The 17,473-nt window shown below is 67.5% G+C and carries 18 protein-coding genes and 1 riboswitch; of the genes, 8 read left to right on the forward strand and 10 right to left on the reverse strand.

Features of this window, described 5'->3' with window-relative positions:
* Position 1 precedes the first annotated feature (1 nt).
* The gene (locus J8847_RS01160; protein ID WP_211522836.1) at positions 2-901 is read right to left on the reverse strand and encodes a LysR family transcriptional regulator; all 900 of its coding nucleotides are present in this window, start codon (positions 899-901) and stop codon (positions 2-4) included.
* 65 nt (positions 902-966) lie between these two features.
* On the opposite strand from J8847_RS01160, the gene J8847_RS01165 reads away from it, so the two are divergent.
* Positions 967-2,187: a YbfB/YjiJ family MFS transporter gene (locus tag J8847_RS01165; RefSeq protein ID WP_211522837.1), complete on the forward strand. Its 1,221-nt coding sequence runs from the start codon at positions 967-969 to the stop codon at positions 2,185-2,187.
* Positions 2,184-2,801: a carboxymuconolactone decarboxylase family protein gene (locus tag J8847_RS01170; protein ID WP_211522838.1), complete on the forward strand. Its 618-nt coding sequence runs from the start codon at positions 2,184-2,186 to the stop codon at positions 2,799-2,801. The genes J8847_RS01165 and J8847_RS01170 overlap by 4 nt, the downstream gene beginning before the upstream one ends.
* Before the next feature lie 13 nt (positions 2,802-2,814).
* On the opposite strand, the gene J8847_RS01175 is transcribed toward J8847_RS01170, so the two are convergent.
* Positions 2,815-3,177, reverse strand: a complete 363-nt coding sequence (locus J8847_RS01175; RefSeq protein WP_211522839.1) for a winged helix-turn-helix domain-containing protein — start codon at positions 3,175-3,177, stop codon at positions 2,815-2,817.
* 97 nt (positions 3,178-3,274) lie between these two features.
* Between J8847_RS01175 and J8847_RS01180 the strand changes: the two genes are divergently transcribed.
* On the forward strand, positions 3,275-3,835 hold the full coding sequence (locus J8847_RS01180) for a hypothetical protein (RefSeq protein ID WP_211522840.1): 561 nt from the start codon (positions 3,275-3,277) through the stop codon (positions 3,833-3,835).
* Here the strand turns inward: J8847_RS01180 and J8847_RS01185 are convergent.
* Entirely contained in the window at positions 3,786-4,109 is a 324-nt protein-coding gene (locus J8847_RS01185) for a hypothetical protein (protein ID WP_211522841.1), read from the reverse strand. The genes J8847_RS01180 and J8847_RS01185 overlap by 50 nt on opposite strands.
* 165 nt (positions 4,110-4,274) lie before the next feature.
* On the opposite strand from J8847_RS01185, the gene J8847_RS01190 reads away from it, so the two are divergent.
* Entirely contained in the window at positions 4,275-4,508 is a 234-nt protein-coding gene (locus J8847_RS01190; protein WP_211522842.1) for a hypothetical protein, read from the forward strand.
* A 34-nt stretch (positions 4,509-4,542) separates the two neighbouring features.
* On the opposite strand, the gene J8847_RS01195 is transcribed toward J8847_RS01190, so the two are convergent.
* Both J8847_RS01195 and J8847_RS01200 read right to left on the reverse strand, forming a co-directional pair.
* Positions 4,543-5,244: a hypothetical protein gene (locus J8847_RS01195; protein WP_211522843.1), complete on the reverse strand. Its 702-nt coding sequence runs from the start codon at positions 5,242-5,244 to the stop codon at positions 4,543-4,545.
* Between the two features lie 2 nt (positions 5,245-5,246).
* Complete coding sequence (locus J8847_RS01200; RefSeq protein ID WP_211522844.1) at positions 5,247-6,098, reverse strand: MipA/OmpV family protein; 852 nt, start codon at positions 6,096-6,098, stop codon at positions 5,247-5,249.
* A gap of 470 nt (positions 6,099-6,568) precedes the next feature.
* Between J8847_RS01200 and J8847_RS01205 the strand changes: the two genes are divergently transcribed.
* Positions 6,569-7,888, forward strand: coding sequence for an ATP-binding protein (locus J8847_RS01205; RefSeq protein ID WP_211522845.1), 1,320 nt, complete (start codon positions 6,569-6,571; stop codon positions 7,886-7,888).
* A gap of 44 nt (positions 7,889-7,932) precedes the next feature.
* Here J8847_RS01205 and J8847_RS01210 read toward each other — a convergent pair whose 3' ends face one another.
* The 4 genes from J8847_RS01210 to J8847_RS01225 form a co-directional block, all read right to left on the reverse strand.
* Positions 7,933-8,265, reverse strand: coding sequence for a hypothetical protein (locus J8847_RS01210; protein WP_211522846.1), 333 nt, complete (start codon positions 8,263-8,265; stop codon positions 7,933-7,935).
* Positions 8,262-8,924 (reverse strand): thiol:disulfide interchange protein DsbA/DsbL, encoded by a 663-nt coding sequence (locus J8847_RS01215; RefSeq protein ID WP_211522847.1) that lies wholly within the window; start codon positions 8,922-8,924, stop codon positions 8,262-8,264. Before J8847_RS01215 ends, J8847_RS01210 begins: the two co-directional genes overlap by 4 nt.
* Before the next feature lie 127 nt (positions 8,925-9,051).
* Positions 9,052-9,924, reverse strand: coding sequence for a cobalamin-binding protein (locus J8847_RS01220; protein ID WP_211522882.1), 873 nt, complete (start codon positions 9,922-9,924; stop codon positions 9,052-9,054).
* 2 nt (positions 9,925-9,926) lie between these two features.
* The gene (locus J8847_RS01225; RefSeq protein WP_211522848.1) at positions 9,927-11,888 is read right to left on the reverse strand and encodes a TonB-dependent receptor; all 1,962 of its coding nucleotides are present in this window, start codon (positions 11,886-11,888) and stop codon (positions 9,927-9,929) included.
* Positions 11,889-11,959: 71 nt separating this feature from the next.
* A riboswitch (cobalamin riboswitch) is annotated at positions 11,960-12,189 on the reverse strand.
* A 140-nt stretch (positions 12,190-12,329) separates the two neighbouring features.
* Between J8847_RS01225 and J8847_RS01230 the strand changes: the two genes are divergently transcribed.
* From J8847_RS01230 to J8847_RS01240, 3 genes are read left to right on the forward strand one after another with little or no spacing between them, the layout of a single operon-like run.
* Entirely contained in the window at positions 12,330-14,543 is a 2,214-nt protein-coding gene (locus J8847_RS01230) for a M1 family metallopeptidase (RefSeq protein ID WP_211522849.1), read from the forward strand.
* Between the two features lie 5 nt (positions 14,544-14,548).
* Positions 14,549-15,472 (forward strand): hypothetical protein, encoded by a 924-nt coding sequence (locus J8847_RS01235; protein ID WP_211522850.1) that lies wholly within the window; start codon positions 14,549-14,551, stop codon positions 15,470-15,472.
* A gap of 46 nt (positions 15,473-15,518) precedes the next feature.
* A complete protein-coding gene (locus J8847_RS01240) occupies positions 15,519-16,352 on the forward strand; it encodes a class III extradiol ring-cleavage dioxygenase (RefSeq protein WP_211522851.1) in 834 nt (277 codons plus the stop codon).
* A 57-nt stretch (positions 16,353-16,409) separates the two neighbouring features.
* On the opposite strand, the gene ylqF is transcribed toward J8847_RS01240, so the two are convergent.
* Positions 16,410-17,357: a ribosome biogenesis GTPase YlqF gene (ylqF, locus tag J8847_RS01245; RefSeq protein WP_211522852.1), complete on the reverse strand. Its 948-nt coding sequence runs from the start codon at positions 17,355-17,357 to the stop codon at positions 16,410-16,412.
* Positions 17,358-17,473: the final 116 nt, after the last annotated feature.

Consider the following 17,473-nt stretch of genomic DNA (forward strand, 5'->3'; position numbering starts at 1 on the left):
CTCAGGCGGCGATCAGGACGCCTTCCTCGGCGCCGGGCGCCTCCAGCGCCAGGACCTCGACCAGCCGGTCCAGGGCCAGCGAACGCTCGCCGCGCCACACCAGGTGCGTGCGGTTGGTGGCGAAGCGTTCCGGCAGCGGATGCTGGCTCACCTTGCCGGTCGCGTGCAGCGCCGCCAGCACCGACTTGGGCATGATCGCAAAACCAGTCCCCGCGGCCACGCAAGCGATCATGCCCTGGTAGGAGCCGAATTCGAGCACATGCTCGGGCATGACATTGTCGCCGCCCAGCCAGTCTTCCAGGCGCTTGCGGTACGAGCAGCCATGGGCGAAGGCGATCATCGTGCTGCGCCCCAGGTCGCGCGCGGTCCGGACGCTGCGCACCTCTTTGGACGTGACCAGCACCAGCTCCTCGCGGAACACCACGGTGGATTCGAGCTCGGGCGCCGTGAACGGCTCGGACACGAAGGCCGCCTCGATCTCGTATTGCATCACCCGGTTGATGAGGGCGCCCGTGGTCCCGGTCACCAGTTCCACGACCACCCCCGGATGCTCGGCATGGTAGCGCGACAGGATCGGCGCCAGCCGGCTTCCCGCCGTGCTTTCCAGCGAGCCGAGCCGGAACGTCCCCTGCGGCTTGCCGCTGCGCAGCGCATTGACCGTCTCGTCCGCCAGCCTCAGGAGCCGCAGCGCATAGTTCAGCAGCATCTCGCCCTCGCTGGAGAGCGTCAGCGAGCGCCCTTCCTTGCGGAACAGGCGTACGCCGAGGTAATCCTCCAGCTGGCGGATGCGCGTGGTGACGTTGGACGGCACGCGGTGCAGCTTCTCGGCAGCCCGGATGACGCCGCCCTCCTCGACCACGGTGCGGAAGATGGCAAGGGATTCCAGATCGATCGTTCTCATATGGAGAATGGTACTCCACATTTATTCATTAGTCTTTCATGGGCAAACAAGGTGTAATAGAGCCCATGACCAGTTCCACTCTCAGCTCAAGCCTGCCCTCCGGGCGCACCGCCCTCCTGGTGTGCACGGCGGCCGTCCTCTCCCTGGCGGTGGCCATGGGCATCGGCCGCTTCGCCTTCACGCCGCTGTTTCCCCTGATGGTGAGGGATGGCCTGCTCGACAGCGAAGCCGGCGCCCTGCTCGCGGCCAGCAATTACCTTGGCTACCTGGTGGGCGCCATGCTCGCGTCCAGGCTGAGCCTGAGAGCGGAAACCCTGCTCGCACTCGGCCTGGCCGGCACCGTAGCGGTCACGGCGGCGATCGGCTGGACCGCTTCCTTGCCGGCCTGGGCAGTCCTGCGCTTCCTTGCCGGCGTACTGAGCGCCTGGACCCTGGTCGCGACCAGCACCTGGGGCCTGGGCTGGCTGGCCGCCGCCGGCCGCGCCCACCTGGCGGGGCTGATGTTCGCGGGCGTGGGCCTGGGCATCGCCGCGGCCGGCCTGTTCTGTCTCGCACTGGCGGGCTCCGCCATCTCCTCGCAGGCGATGTGGGTCGACCTGGCCTTGCTGGCGGCGGTCGCTGTGATCCTTCCGCTGGCGGCCAGCAGGCGCCTGCCCGTGCCCGCCCCTGCCGCGGCGGCGCCCGCGCCGGACGCCGCATCGCGTACGTCTGCGGTACGCACGGGCGGCCTGATTGCCTGCTACACCCTGTTTGGTTTCGGATACATCCTTCCGGCCACGTATCTGCCCGCACTGGCGCGCCAGCTGGTGGATGACCCCGCCAACTTCGGCTGGGCCTGGCCCGTGTTCGGCCTGGCCGCGGCCTTGTCGACGGTGCTGGTGTCCTGGCGCCTGCACAAGGCGAATCGCCTGAAGGTGTGGGCCGGCGCCCATGTCGTGATGGCGGCCGGCGTGCTGCTGCCCGCGCTGTGGGTGTCGCTGGCCGGCGTCGTCGTCGCCGCCTTGCTGGTCGGCGGCACCTTCATGGTGATCACCATGGTGGGCATGCAGGAAGCCCGCCACCGCGTCCACGGCAACGCCGCTGCCATCCTCGGGCGGATGACCGCCGGCTTCGCCTTCGGCCAGCTGATGGGTCCGGTCGTCTCCGGCGCCATCGGCTATCTCACCGCCCATTCCCCGGCCGCCCTGCACACTGCCTTGACGCTCGCAGCAGCCGGCCTGATCCTCAGCGCCATCTGGCTGTGGCGCGAAGCAAGCCATTCCACTCTCATTAAGGAGCATCCATGAACCAAGCTACCGAACTCAACGCAACTGCCCAGGGTTTCGGCGCCTCGGCGTCCCAGCGCCTGCCCATTCCCGACCGCGAGGCCATGAGCGAGGCGCAGCGGGCGGCGGCGGATTCCATCATCAACGGCCCGCGCAAGGCGATCTTCGGTCCCTTCATCCCGCTGCTGCAAACGCCGGCGCTGATGGAGCGCATCGGCAAGACCGGGGAAGCGCTGCGCTTCGAGGGCAAGCTGACAGACAATATCCGCGAACTCGCGATCTGCGTCGTGGCGCGGGAGACGGGGAATCAGTTCGAGTGGCAGACCCATGCGCCCCTGGCGATCAAGGCCGGCGTGCCGGAACAGGCCATCGCGGCGCTGGCGGCGGGGCGGCGTCCGCGCGGCCTGGCGGCTGAAGAAGCCTGCGCCGCCGATTTCGTCGCCGAGCTGATGCTCAGGCACGGGGTCAGCGACGAGACCTATGCGGAAGCCGTCGCCTGCTTCGGCCAGGACGGCGCCGTGGAGCTGACCGCGCTGGCCGGCTATTTCGTGATGGTGTGCTGGGTCATGAATGTCGGCCGGACGCCCGGACCGGCCAATGCGGCGGCGCCTGGCCTGCACGCTTTCCCGGGATAGAAGCTCGCGCGCCTCAGCCCTGGATCTTGCCGTCGGTGGCGCGCAGCATGCACTGCGACAGGCGGTCGAAATGCTGGAGCGCCGCCTGGGTCAGCTCGATCTGTTTGCGCCGGGCGTCGTCGGTGTCGCTCAGCATGATCCAGCCCTTCTCGCGCATGGATTTCAGGCGCGCATGCACGGTGGCGGGCGCGCCCAGCTCGTGCTTGGCCATCATGTCGCGCACGGACAGGCGCAGCTGCTCCTGCTGGGCGCGCGCGACGATGTTGAGGATGCGCTCTTCGAGCGGATCCAGTTCCGGCAGGGTCGGCAGTCCGCGTATTGCTTCGGTCAGTTGCAAAAAACGCAGATAAATATCGGCAGGACGTACCTTCTTCATCAAATCTCGATTCCTGGTTGCAGCAGCACATCGACTTACGCTAAGCTCATAACCTGTATTCGGCAGGCATGTCATTTTACTCCAACGAAAAACAGGCATGAGCCAACTGAAATTGAACCTTGCGATGATTGCCGCGACAATCGTGCTTTTCATCGCCACACTCGCACTGAACGAGCTGCTTTTCACCCGCCTGGAATTTGCCAGCGGCATCAACTGGATCTACCTGCCCGCCGGTGTCCGGCTGCTCTGCACCTTGCTCTTCGGCGGCGCCGGCGCGATCGGCCTGCTGCTGGTCTCGTGGGCGGTCTGCTTCCTGTATTTCTTCCCGGACGACATGATCCGTTCCTTCATCGGCGGCATCCTCGCGAGCGCGGCGCCCTACCTCGTATACCGCATCATGCAGCGCCACTGGGGCCTGCTCGCCACCTTGCAGAACCTGACGCCGAAGCGCCTTCTGATCTGCTCGCTCGCCTTTTCCCTTGCCAGCCCTCTGCTGCATCACCTGTGGTTCGCCTTCGCCGAGCCTCAGCGGCCTCTGCTGTCGGGATTCCTGGTCATGGCCACCGGCGATTTCGTCGGCACCATGATTGTGCTCTACACGGCCAAATTCATCCTGATGCGCATTCCGGTGGGTGCCAGGAGCGGCGCCGGCCTGTAAGCAGGTCGACGTGCGCCAGTCCCAGCCGGGCCTGGGCGCGCAGCTCCAGCACCACGGGATCGTCCGGTTCCGGCCAGGCGTGCAGGATGATGGCCCGGAACATCCGCTCCTGGCGGAACAGCTCGCGCTGCTCGTCCGCGGCATTCCACGCCATCCTGGTTCCGCGGCGCACCCTGGACGCGAGCTGTTCGCAAGGTCCGTCGAGGTCCAGTTCAATGCCGTAGCAACGCGCCGAAATCAGGTTGGCGTCGGTAATGCGATGAAGTGCGATCATCCGGGTTCAGCTTCTGCCAGCTAAAGTCTTCAGGATTGCAAGCCGCGCATCACCACCGCGCACTGCTCGCCGGTTACTATGCATATACAACCAAAAGTGCTATGCTGCTCGCACTGCTCTAAATTATAGAGCAATACGGGCAACATGGACCATAAGGAAGCGGCCATGACAGAGAGTTCTCCATGCGAGCGCCGGCGCGATCTGCACCGACAGGCCCTGATCGAGGTCGGCATTCGCCTGCAAAGACATTTCGGCGACGCCTATGCGGAACGCTACCTGGCGGACGTGAATATCCCGGACTTCACCATCCAGCGCATTCTTGCGCGCGGGGCGTTGCGCAAGCCTGCGGCGCCCCTGGGCATGAACGAACCGCCGCCGGACGGTAATGACGGGCACTAGGCGCCGCTTCTCTCTCAAGGAACGGAAAGGCCGCTTATTCGAACAGCGGCACGATGGCCAGCGGCGCGTTGTAGCTGATGAGCTGGGCGCGTTCGGCGGCGCCGAAGCGGTAGACGACGATCGGAAAATCGTCGTCGAGGTCGCCGATGAAGGCGGGACCGTGGGTCACCGGCAGGACCTGTTCTCCGCCATCCGGACGGCGCAGGCGCACCGCGGCCTCCGCCCCCTTCTTCGGGAACACCAGGCGCACGCCGGCGCACTGGCGCGAGCGCGCCGACGCATCGGCGTAGCGCGCGAAGCCCAGCGCCTGTTCGCAGGCGCTGCGCAGTTCGGCCACCTCGTAGGCGCCGTCGGCGCGCGGCGCCAGCGATACCCGTGGACGGATCGTGAAGCCGCCCAGGCGCCGGTTCGGGGCCAGCACCGCGTTCTCGTCGTAGGCGGCCTTGAGCAGCGGCAGCGTGCCGCGCCCGCTCGCGTCGAGCGGCAGGCTGGTCTGCACCGTCTTGCCGTTCAGGACCAGCTGCAGGCCCTCGCCCAGCACGCCCTTTTCCTTCGGCGCCACCTGCAGATGGTTCTGCAGCAGGTTCTTGGCGCCGCCGTATTTGTCGAACAGCACCATCGTCCGGTAGGCGTCGCGGTAGCTCACCCATTCACCCGCGAACGACTGCGACTGCGCCGCGGCCGGGAGGGCCGTCAGGAGCAGGCAAGCGCATGCGGTGATGGAGGCGGATCGCATGATCAGAACCGGTAGGCAAGTGCGGTCGAAACCGTCAGGTGGTTGGGCCGCTCGACGAGCGGGCTGCGGCGTGCGTCGCCCATCAGGCGCAGGACCTGGACATTGCTGGTCAGCATCCAGGAAGGCGTCAGCGCCCAGTTCCAGCGCACGCCGAGGCGCAGGTCCTTCAGGCCGCTGTCAGCGGTGTAGACGGCATTCCCGCTGGTGCGCGCCTGCGCCGGGCTGACGCCGAAGTAGGACTGGTTGTAGGCGCGGTTCGCGACCGTGGCGCCGGCGCTGAAGGACAGCGTGTGGTGCTGCGTGATCTGGGCGGCCAGGCGCTGGGCGCCCAGCTGCAACTGGACGCCGTCGCGGTCGATGCCGGCGCCGTAGACCAGGCTGCTGGTGAAGCGCCACTGCGGCGCCAGGTAGTAATTGAAGAAGCCGCCCACCTGCAGGCGGGCGTCGATCTTGTCCATGCCCACCAGCGGATTGCCGCTGCTGCGCGAGAGCGGCTCCGGAATCAGGCTCGGCATCAGGGACGAATTCTCGAAAGCGCCGATCTCGCCGCCGAGGCCGGATTCGTCGCGGCTGGCATGCAGTGTCAGCAAGGGACCGTACTCGACCGTTGGACGCTCGGACAAATGCATGCCGGCGCTCATACCCGAAATGAAGAGGCCATGGCTCCATTGAACCTGGAGCAGGGGCAAGGCCGACACCTTCCTGCTATCCGCGCCTTCATACCGTGGCGCCGAGATCGCGCCCAGCCCGACATACATGTCGCGGCTGCCGTCGGGCATCGGGTTGGTGGTCGGCGTCTGCGCGCTTGCTGCGCTGCCCGAGACGGCCAGGACCAGGGCGAATAGCTTTTTCATGTTCACATCGTCGAAAAGTTCGGTAACCGCGTATTTTACGTCGAGCAAGCCGAACTCTCCCAGTTTGTTACTTCAAAGTACCACACGTCTTCGACGAACTCCGCCGGCGCCTCGGGCTGCACGGTCACGACGTCCATCGGAACGAGGGCCGGGCGGGCTGCCGCCCGGCCACTCCTGAATAAAAAAACCCACCGACACTCGCGCATCAGGTGGGCAAACGGAAAACCTGGTATCCCTGATGAAGCATTATGGTAGACGGCCGTCCTTTTTTATTCCCCCTCTAGATGTAGAGGAATTGTCATCAATTTGTAAGGGCAACTATTTGCTACCGAGCCGGCTTTGCCTGATTAGTTGCACTTGTGCCATCAATTTGCCGAGCCATTCACCTCGTTGCACCTGTACAATGCCGGGTGAGGAGAAGTTATGAGTTTGGCAGCATTCCGAAACCGACAATCACACAGGACGGCACCGTGAACCGGATTTTCTTCCGTTTCTTTGTGCTGGTCATGCTGTCGATCACGGCTGCCACCTTTGTCATCTATTTCGCATTCAGCCGCCTGTTCGGCGACCCGCTGGACGACATCGCGCGGAGCCAGGCCGCCGCCCAGATCTTTCTGCTGGAACAATACGTGGACCAGGCACCGGCCGACGAGTGGCTGGGGCGCCTGAACAAGGTGCGCGAAGTCTCCACGGTGCGCTACGACCTGATCCCCCTCGAGCAGGCCCGCGCGCAGCTGGGAAGCGGCCGCCGGGCCGCCCTGGACCGCGGCGAGATCGTGCTCGACCCGGCCCGCAAGGCCTTCTTCCGGCGCGTCGACCTGGAGGGCGAGCGCTACATCGGCAGCCACGAGGAAGTGCTGCACGCCCAGAACCTGCCGATCGATATCGGCCAGGCGCTCAAGATGGAAGCCCTGCGCTACGTCATCGTCGCGATCGCCCTGCTGGTGCCGATCGCGTTGTGGTCGCGCTCGCACTGGCAAGGCCTCCAGGCGCTGTCCAGCATGGCCGACGAGTTCGGCAGCGGCAAGCTGACGGTGCGCGCCCACATGAAATCCTCGGCCACCATCTATCCGCTGGCCGAGCGCATCAACCACATGGCGGGCCGCATCGAGGACCTGCTGGAAGCCCAGCGCAGCCTGCTGAATTCGGTCTCGCACGAGCTGCGCACGCCCATCGCGCGCCTGGAATTCGCGCTGGAACTGCTGGACGCGCGCGCCAAGGACCCGGACCTGAGCAAGCGCATCGCCGCCATGGAAGGCGACCTGGCGGAGCTCAACAACCTGGTCAGCGAACTGCTCGACATGAGCAAGCTCGACAGCGCGCGTACGCTGCAGAGCGCCACCCTGTCGCTGGACGAGCTGCTCCACGAATGCTGCGGCGCCCTGCCCCATGCCTCGGCCAAGCTCGACTGCGAGTTCGAATCCGGCCTGGGCGCCATCGAGGCCGACGGCCGCCTGCTGGGACGGGCGATCGGGAACCTGCTGCGCAATGCCCAGAAGTACGCGGCCGCGCGCATCCTGTTGTCGGCGCGGCGGCGCGCGGACGGCGTCGAGATCGCCATCGACGACGACGGTCCCGGCATTCCCGAGGAAGAGCGCGACAAGATCTTCGATCCATTCTACCGGCTCGACCGCAGCCGCGACCGCGCCACCGGCGGCTTCGGGCTCGGCCTGTCGATCGCGCAGAAGGCGGTGGCCCTGCACGGCGGCACGCTCAAGGTGGAAAGTTCGGCCCTGGGCGGGGCGCGCTTCGTCATCGCCCTGCCTGGCGGCAAGGGATTAAAGGAGTAAGCGGGAGGAAAAGGGTTGGCGGCGTGCCGCCAACTGGGGAAGGATTACCGGCCGGAGTCTTCGGGCCGCGCGCGTACGTGCGTCACGCCGTACCACAGGTGTTCCCACCAGTGGTCGCGCGAGTGCACGGTAACGAGGCAGGCCTTGTCGATCCCGCCCTTGAAGAGGGGATCGGGGCACTTGTTGGTCAGCAGCGCGTAGCGCTGATTCTCGGCATGGACGAGCGCAATGGCGAGCCAGATGGCGACGAACGCGAAGAACGCCGCCAGCGACCACGCGAGGTGGTTGAAATTACTTGTCTCGAACAGCTCTTCCTCGCGAGGGCGTGAGCCCTCGTACATCTTCAGGACTTCGCGTTCGACATCGTCACTGCTCATTTCGTCTTGGCTGCCTTTGCTACGAGTGCGTCCATGACCTGTTCCGTGGCGGCGAGCGCCTGGTTCATGTTCTGAAGCTTGTTGGCCTCGCCCACGGTGGCCGGGGACAGCACGTATTTACCGTCGATCACGATCGTCGGGGTGCTGCTGACCTTATAGCCCTGCGCCACTTGCGGCAGGCGGCGCAGCTTGGTCTGCACGCCGAACGAATTCCATGCTTCCATGAATTTCGCCTTGTCCAGGCCGTTCTTGACGGCCCAGGCGGTGATGTCCTCATCCTTCATCAGGCGCTGGCGCTGCACGTGCACCGCCTGGAACACCTTGTGATGATACTCCTCCAGCTTGCCCATGGCTTCCAGCGTGAGGAACAGGTGCGCTTCCGGATCGGCCGGGCCCTGGAACGGCAGGTGGATGCGGCGCATGACGATGTTATCGCCCTGCTTCTTGATCCACTGGTTCAGCGTCGGTTCGAAGGCGTTGCATGCCGGGCAGTGGTAAGCGAAGAACTCGATGACCTCGACCTTCTTGCCCGTCGCCTGCACCGGTTGCGGCACCGACAGCGTGGTGTATTCGGCGCCGTTTTTCGGATCGGTCGGCGATGCGTTGGCGAACCCGGCGATCAGGCTGGCGGCAACGAGGGCAAAACGCAGAGAGCGCATAACTATCCTTCCACTAAAAGTGATTGAGCGAACGACCGCGAGATTACCACTTTTTTGGCTCATCCAAGGAGGATGGAGCCCATCTTTTTGCATTTGCTTACCTCTTTAACGCTTCCTTAAGCCAGTGTTACCGCCGCTGGCGCGCGCTCTCGAGCTGCTCGCACAGCTGGGCCGCGCCCTGCGCCGTGCGTGGTCCCGGGCGGCTCAGCAGGTCGCCGTCGACCGTGAACAGGTTGCCCCGCTTCACTGCCGTCATGCCCTGGAAGGGCTTCCACAGCGCCAGGCCCGGATTGGCCGGGTCGTAGCGCTTGCCGGCCAGGATGGCTTCCGGATCGCGCTCCACCACCGCCTCGACGCCCACCTGGGGCGCCACCACCTTGAGGGCGCCGAAGATATTGCGGCCGCCGCACAGGCGGATGATGTCGCTCGCGATCTGCTCGTCGTTGAGGGTGTACAGCGGCTGGTCCCAGACCTGGTAGAACACGGTCACCGGCGAACGCTTGCCGTAGCGTTCGCCCAGCGCGGCGATGCGCGCGCGGTAGCCGCCGGCCGCCGCCTGCGCGCTGGCCTCGGCGCCCAGCAGCACGCCCAGGCGCTCGATGCTGCTGGCCACCTGCTCCAGGCGCTTCGGTTCGCTGCGGAAGATCGGCACGCCCAGGCTTTCGAGCTGGGCGATCTGGCGCGGGGTATTCCCGCTGTGCCAGACCACCAGCAGGTCGGGCTTGAGCGCCAGCACCCGCTCCATGTCGATCTGGCTGTTGCTGCCGACGAGCGGCAGGCTGCGCGCGGCTTGCGGGTAGTCGCTGTAGTTCATCGCGCCCACCACCTTGCCGCCGCCGCCGGCCGCGAACAGCAGCTCGGTGACGTGGGGCGCCATCGAGATCACGCGCTGCGCCGGGCGCTCGAGCACGACCTTGCGGCCGGCGTCGTCGACCACGCTCACGGCGGCGTGGGCGCTGCCGGCCGCGAAGGCCAGCAGCGGCAGGAGGCGGGACTTCATCATCAGAAGTCGTAGCGCAGCGACAGCTTCAGCTGGCGGCCGTCGCTCGGATAGATCCCCGAGCGGCAGCCGAAGGCGTTGCTGTAGTAGTCGCGGTCGAACAGGTTCAGGCCGCTGACCGCCACTTCCCAGGCGCCCATGCGGCGCGCATAGCGTGCGTCGACGGTCGTGTAGGAAGGGATGCGCGCGCCGCAGCTGTTGGTGAAGTCGCTGCCGTAGCGCTGGCTGTCGACCCACTGGGCGCCGATGTCGGCGCTCTGGCCGTCGCCCGGCACCCAGGCCAGGCGCGCGCTCACGACGTTCTTCGGCACCAGCACCATCTCACGGCCGGCGTTCGGGCCGGCGGTGAACTCGGCGTCCACGCGCTGCCACTGGCCGGTCAGGCGCCATGCCGCGCCGAGGGCGGCCTGCCCTTCCACTTCCAGGCCCTGGCGGCGGGTCGGATCGAGATTGGTGTTGGCGCCCCAGCCGATGGTCGGATCGTAGAAGATCTCGTTGCGCAGGCGGTGGCGGAACAGGCGCGCCGTCAGCTGACGCTCCTTGCCGCCGGCGGTCACGCCCAGCTCCAGGTCGCGCGAGGTCTGCGGCTGCAGCACGTCGGCGCTCGAGCGCAGGCCGTTCTCGTCGGCGTTGGGCATGCGGTAGCTGCGGCCGGCCTTGGCGAACAGCGTCACCTCCGGCATCACGTCAACGCTGCCTTCCAGCGACCAGGCGTTGAGCGACTGCGAACGGCTATCGGTCGCGGCGCCCAGCACGTCGTCCTTCTCGAATTTCTCGTGGCGCACGCCCGCGGCCAGGCGCGCGTTGTGCGGCGCGTTCCAGCGCAGCTCGTCGCGCAGGTAGATCGCCCTGGAATCCTGGCGCGCGTCGCCCGAACCGAAGTCCGACTTCACCTGGCGCTCCCAGCGGATCAGGTCGACGCCCGCCACCAGCTCGTTGCGCTGGCCGCCCAGCATGGCGCTGTGGCGCACGCGCGGCGAGAACTGGGTCTGCTCCGACGCGTAGGTGGAACGCGACAGCGTGGTGCTGAAGAAGTAGTTGGCGCTCAGGTCGCGTTCGCGGTGCGACAGGTCGGCGGCCAGCTCGAAGGCGCCCACGCGCTGCTCGGCGTAGGCACTGATGCGGTCGGTGTCCAGGGTGCCGAAGTCCCGGAGGGTGAGGCTCTGGCGCGGATTGGCCAGGTATTCGTCTTCCGTGAGCGAACCGGGGAAGCGCGAATCGGAACGCGCGCTCTCGATGCGCAGGCCGGCGCGGCCTTGCGCGTCCCAGGCGTATTGCAGGCCGGCGCTGGCGGTGGTCTGGTCGAAATCGCTGTTGCGGCGATAGCCGTCGCTGCTGCGGTCGGCGATGGACGCGTCGAAGGACCAGGGGCCGGCGCCATGGCTGAGCGAGGCGCGCAGGTCGCGGTGGTCGAAGCGCCCTGCTTCGGCGAACACCGAAGCGCGGGTGCCGGCCTGGCCGGCGCGGCGGGTGATGATGTGGATCACGCCGCCGGTCGCGCCTTCGCCGTACAGCACGCTGCTGCCGCCGCGCGTGATCTCGATGCGCTCGACGCTGTCGACCGGGATCGTCGAGAGCACGGTGTTGGCCAGTTCGTTCTCGTTCAGGCGCACGCCGTCGACCATCACCACCAGGTTCTGGGCGCTGTTGGAACCGAAACCGCGCAGGTCGAGCGCGAAGTCGGGCGAGGCGTCCAGGCTCTGGCGGCCGTACACGCCGCCGACCTTGCGGATCGCTTCGTTGACGTCGGTGGCGCCGGCGCGGCGGATCTCGTCCGCGGTGATGACGGTGGCGCCGATCGGGGCCAGCCCGGCGTCGACCGGGAAGCGGGCGCCGGTGACGACGATGGAGGGAACGGCGTCCTGGGCGCAGGCCTGGGCGGCGAGGACGGACAGGGACAGGGCGCAGGCCAGGGCGAGCGGCTTGATGGCCGGCGCGCTGCGCGGTAGAGCAGCAAAATTCATGTCGGATGCATTCTCGAAAAAGCCACCGGCCTGCGTCCCCGCACGCCGGAGTCAACGGAAGCCGCGTGCGAACGCGCTTCCACCTGTCTGGCCGGTATCCGGGCTTGCAAGACGGACCGCCTCACCTTCCTATGCAGGATGCACAGTGGTTGTCGAGGAAGCCTGTCGCCGAATGGCGACGCTTGTTGACCGTTGCGGGGGCAGCACACCTGGCGATCATGCGTAGCGCGATCGCGTCGTGTTTCCCGTTTAACTGCGCGCGCAGATTGCGCACGCGGGCACCAGAACGGGCCGCATTATAACGCTGGCAAGGCCCAGCCGCCATTTTTGCCTTCCAAGCGCCATTTCGCGCCTTCTGTCGGAAAATCTTGGCGCGGCGACAAGCTTGTCGATATAGTCACTCCACAATCACAACTCATCCTTACACGACAAGGAGTCCTGATGGAGATTCGTTTCCGCAGCCGTTCCGTGCTGGCCGCCGGAGCGGCGGGCGTGGCCTTACTGAGCGCCGGCCTGGCCCTGGCCTGGACCGTCCAGGCCAGCGCGCCCGCCGCCGCGCCGCCGCCCTCGCTCGACGGCATCGCCCTCGCCGCCCCCGACGCCGCCTTCGTGACCACGCCCAGCGCGCCGGATGCCTGGGGCGGGATCCGCACCGGCGAGCAGGCCACCCTGTCCGACCGCGTGGTCCAGTACCGCATCGAGGCCACGCTCGATCCGGTCAAGCACCAGGTGACGGGCCAGCAGCAGCTCACCTGGCGCAACCGCAGCGCCGTTCCCGTGCGCAGCGTCTACGTGCACCTGTACATGAACGCCTTCGAAGGCGCGGGCAGCACCTTCTTCACCGAGCAGCGCCAGAGCGGCCAAGGCTTCCGTACCGGGGTCGAGACCAAGGACGGCGAATGGGGCCACATCGCCCTGCGCAGCGTGCGCCAGGCCGGCGCCAGCGTGCCGTGGCGCTTCGTCCAGCCCGACAACGGCCCGGCCACCGACCACACCGTGGTGCGCATGGACCTGCCGCAGGCGGTCGCGCCGGGCGCCTCGACCACGCTCGACATCGGCTTCGCCACCCAGCTGCCGCGCGTGATCGCGCGCACCGGCTATTTCGGCAGCTTCCACCTGGTGGCGCAATGGTTCCCCAAGATCGCCGTGCTCGAACTGCCGGGCGAACGCGGGGCCACGGCGCCGCGCTGGAACGCGCATGAGTTCCACCAGAACTCCGAGTTCTACGCCGACTTCGGCAGCTTCGACGTCAGCCTCACCGTGCCCAAGGACTATACGGTGGGCGCCACCGGCGAACTGCAGGGCGCACCCGTCGAGAAGAACGGCATGGTGACGCGCCGCTACGTGCAGGCCGACGTCCACGACTTCGCCTGGATGGCCGACCGCAGGAGCGCCAAGCCGCTGGTCGAGACCTGGACCGGCCCGGGCAGCCCGACCGTGACGGTGCAGGTGATCTACCCGCCCGAATACGCCGCCAGCGCCGAGCCGGCGATGAAGGCGGCCAAGGATTCGCTGGCCTACTTCTCGCGCACCCTCGGCCCCTACCCCTACAAGACCCTGACGGTGGTGATCCCGCCCCACAACGCCGAGGAAGCCGGCGGCATGGAGTACCCGACCTTCTTCACCGCCATGGGCTACGACAAGGTGGAGCCGAAGTCGCTGCAGGCCTTCGAGCTCGACGCGGTCACTATCCACGAATTCGGCCACGGCTACTTCTACGGCATCCTGGCCTCGAACGAGTTCGAGGAGCCCTTCCTCGACGAAGGCATGAACGAATACTGGGACAGCCGCATGATGCGCGACCGCGGCCAGCAGGTGTACCCGGCGCCGGCCTTCATGAAACGGCTCGGCATCGACCCGGCCTTCGACGTGTTCGACGGCGTGCGCACCGGCGCCCCGCGCGACAACCCGGCCGACGCGCCTGGCGAGAACGCCTGGCACCGCCTGCAGGGCATCGGCCCGGTGTACTCGCGCAGCGCCATCGTGATGCGCGACCTGGAAGAGCGCATCGGCCGCGAAGCCATGGAGCGCGGCTTCAAGGAATACTACCGCCGCTGGAAGTTCCGCCATCCGGGCATCGCCGACCTGCGCGAAGCCCTCGCCGACGGAACCGGCCAGCGCGCGGCGGTCGAGCGGGTCTTCGCCCAGCAGGTGTTCTCGACCGCCAGGGTGGACGACCGCGTGGCCGAGATCGGCAGCGAGGAAGTCCTGCCGCTGCCGGGCACGCGCATGGCCGGCGGCAAGCAGGTGGAAGACACCCAGGAAGCGGTCGACAAGCGCATCGAGCGCATCCGCGAAGAATGGGACAAGGCGCATCCGAAGCCGGCGGCCGGCACCGGCCCCTTCCCCTACCGCACCACGGTGACCGTGCGCCGCGGCGGCGCGCCGGTGCCGCAGACTTTGGTGGTGAAGTTCGCCGACGGCAGCAGCGAGACGGTGCTGTGGGATACCGACGAGCGCTGGCGCACCTTCACCTGGGTGCGGCCGACCAAGGCCGTGTCGGCCCAGCTCGACCCACGCCGCAGCCACTACCTCGACGTCAACAAGCTCGACGACAGCCGCACCCTCAAGGCCGACCGCAGCGCGTCGACCCGCTGGACCGGCGAATTCGCCGCCTTCGTCCAACTCGTCCTTTCCTTCATCGCGACCGTATGACGACCATGAGCGCACTCCTCGACAAGCAAGCGGCGCCGCCGCATACCATCCCCAGCGCGGCGCCGAGCCGCCTGCCCGCGCCGCTGCGCGCCACCCGCCCGGCCCTGCAATGGCGCCTGGTGCTGCTGTGGCTCGCCGCTCTGCTGCTGCCCACGCTGGCGGCCTCGCTGCCGGTCTGGAACATGCTGGGCGCGGCCTTCGACCACTCGGTCCAGGCGGCGGAACTGGCGCGCCGCCTCGACCTGGTCTCGATCACCGACTTGATCGGCACCGGCAAGCAGTACGGCGCCGCCGTCACCGGCGGCGGCATCGCGGCCCTGGTGCTGACCCTGCTGCTGTCGCCGCTGCTGACCGGCGCCGCGATCACGGCGGCGCGCGCTCCGCAGACTCCGGGCTTCGCGGCCCTGGTGGCGGGCGGCGTGCTCGAATACGGCCGCCTGGCGCGCATGATGATCTGGGCGCTGCTGCCGCTCGCCCTGGTGGGCGCCGTGGCCGGCGTCGCCTTCGACGCCGCCGGCAAGCAGGAGGCCGCCGCCATCGTGGCGGTCGACGCCAGCCTGGCCCTGACCGGCGCGCAGATCCTGGCGGCCGTGCTGTTCCTGGTGGTGCACGCGACCCTCGACCAGGGCCGCGCGGTGCTGGCGCTCGACCGCCGCCGCACCTCCGCCGTGAAAGCCTGGTTCGCCGGCCTGCGCGTGCTGGCGCGCCGCCCGTTCGCCGTGCTCGGCACCTACCTGGGCCTGACGGTTCTGGGCCTGGGCCTGGCGGCGCTGCTGGCGGTGGCGCGCATCAATACACCGCCGCTGGGCGTCGCCGGCTTCGTCGGGGCCCTGCTGCTGACCCAGCTGGCGGTGGCGGTCCTGGCCTGGATGCGCTGCGCGCGCCTGTTCGGCCTGATGGAAGTGGCGCGGGGCGCCAGCAAGGTGTAGGAGGATGGGCTAACATGGGCGTTACGAGCTTTCGAGAGGAGCGCCCATGTCCACCTTACCCACCTATTTCGTCTCGCATGGCGGCGGCCCCTGGCCGTGGATGAAGGAGCAGGTCGGCGCCGCCTACGACCGACTGGAAGCCTCGCTCAAGGCGATGCGGCAGGAGAATGGCGACGCGGTGCGCGCGGTGCTGGTCGTGACCAGCCACTGGGAAGCGCCGCACTTCATGCTGTCCTCCGGCGGCGCACCAGGCATGATCTACGACTACGGCGGCTTTCCTCCCCATACCTACCAGATCCGCTATCCCGCCCCGGGCGATCCCGCGCTGGCCGGCCAGGTAGCGCGCCTGCTGGCCGCGGCGGGCATCGACGCCGAACTCGATCCCGAGCGCGGCTTCGACCACGGCACCTTCTCGATGCTGTATCCGGTGTACCCGGAAGCGCGCATGCCGGTGGTGCAGATGTCCTTGCTGCGCGACCTGGACCCGGCCGCGCACATCGCCGCCGGGCGCGCGCTCAAGCCCTTGCGCGACGAGGGCGTGCTGATCGTCGGGAGCGGGCTGTCCTTCCACAACCTGCGCCAGTTCGGACCGGCGGGACGGGAGGCGTCGCATGCCTTCGACGGCTGGCTGCGGCATGCGGTGGTGGACCTGCCGCCGAGTGAACGCGAACAGGCGCTGCTGCGCTGGAGCCAAGCGCCGCAGGCAGGGGCCGCGCATCCGCGCGAGGAGCATTTGATTCCGCTGATGGTGGCGCTCGGAGCGGCGGAAGATGAAGCGGCAGCCTGTGTGTACCACGAAGATGACTTCTTCGGGAGCCTGGCGGTGTCGAGTTTCCGCTTTGGCGAGCCAGCGGCCGGCGGCGCCGGCACGAATCGATAAGGTCCGGCGATCACCGCGTCGGCGGCAGAGCCGGCATCGCGCTGATGACAGGGTTGTTTAAGTCCCGCGTTTTCCGCGAGCCGCCTGCTCTGCCTTCTCTGCCGCCTTCTCTTCGGCGATGCGCGCCTTCTCCGCCATCTCGGCCGCGTGCTGCGCCAGGCTGGCCGCACGGGTTTCCGGCGTCTCCAGGCTGATGCGCCCCAGTGCGCCGCTGCGGTAGTCCTGCAGCAGCATGTGCGAAGCCTTCTCGTAATCGAACTCGCCGCCGCGTACGCGGTAGCCGCGGCGCGCCGCCACGCCTTCGATCACGTCCACGCCGTCCATGCCTTCGGTCTTCAGGCCATAACGGGCCGTGAGCAGCTGCGGGTAACGCTCCAGCAGCACGCTCGCCAGGTATTCAGCGACTTCTTCTTCGATCAGCGCGTTCGAGCCGATCGCGTGGCTGGCCGCCAGCGCCAGGCCGTCGCTCGCCATCGCGATCTTCGGCCACAGCATGCCGGGGGTGTCGACCAGCACAGTGTGCTTGTCCAGGTAGAGGCGCTGCTGGGTCTTGGTCACGGCCGGCTCGTCGCCCACCTTGGCCACGCGCTTTTTCAGCAGCGCGTTCATCAGGGTCGACTTGCCCACGTTCGGGATGCCCATGATCATGATGCGCAGCGGCTTGGTCGGCACGCCGCGGTGCGGCGCCAGTCCCAGGCACAGCGCCGGGATGCGCGCCACGTCGGCCGGCTTCTTGGTCGTCATCGGATAGGCGGTCACGCCTTCCTGGGCGTCGTAATAGGCCTTCCAGGCGGCGGTGGCGGCGGGATCGGCCAGGTCGATCTTGTTCAGGACCTTCAGGCAGGGGCGCTGGCGGAACTTGCGGATCTCCTCGACCAGCGGGTTACGGCTCGCCTCCGGCAGCCGCGCGTCCAGGACCTCGACCACCACGTCGATGTTCTCCATCTGCTCGGCCGCTTCCCTCTTGGCCGCATTCATGTGCCCCGGGAACCATTGTATCGACATACTTTGCTCTCTATATCTTTCGTTCAAGGCGCTATTTTACGCTGGCGCCCGCCCTCCCCACTACACCGGCCGCACTTCTTGATACATTGCAACGCGTTTGAAACATTTGGCGCGCA

This window comes from Massilia sp. AB1, from assembly GCF_018119385.1.
Lineage (GTDB): Bacteria > Pseudomonadota > Gammaproteobacteria > Burkholderiales > Burkholderiaceae_D > Telluria.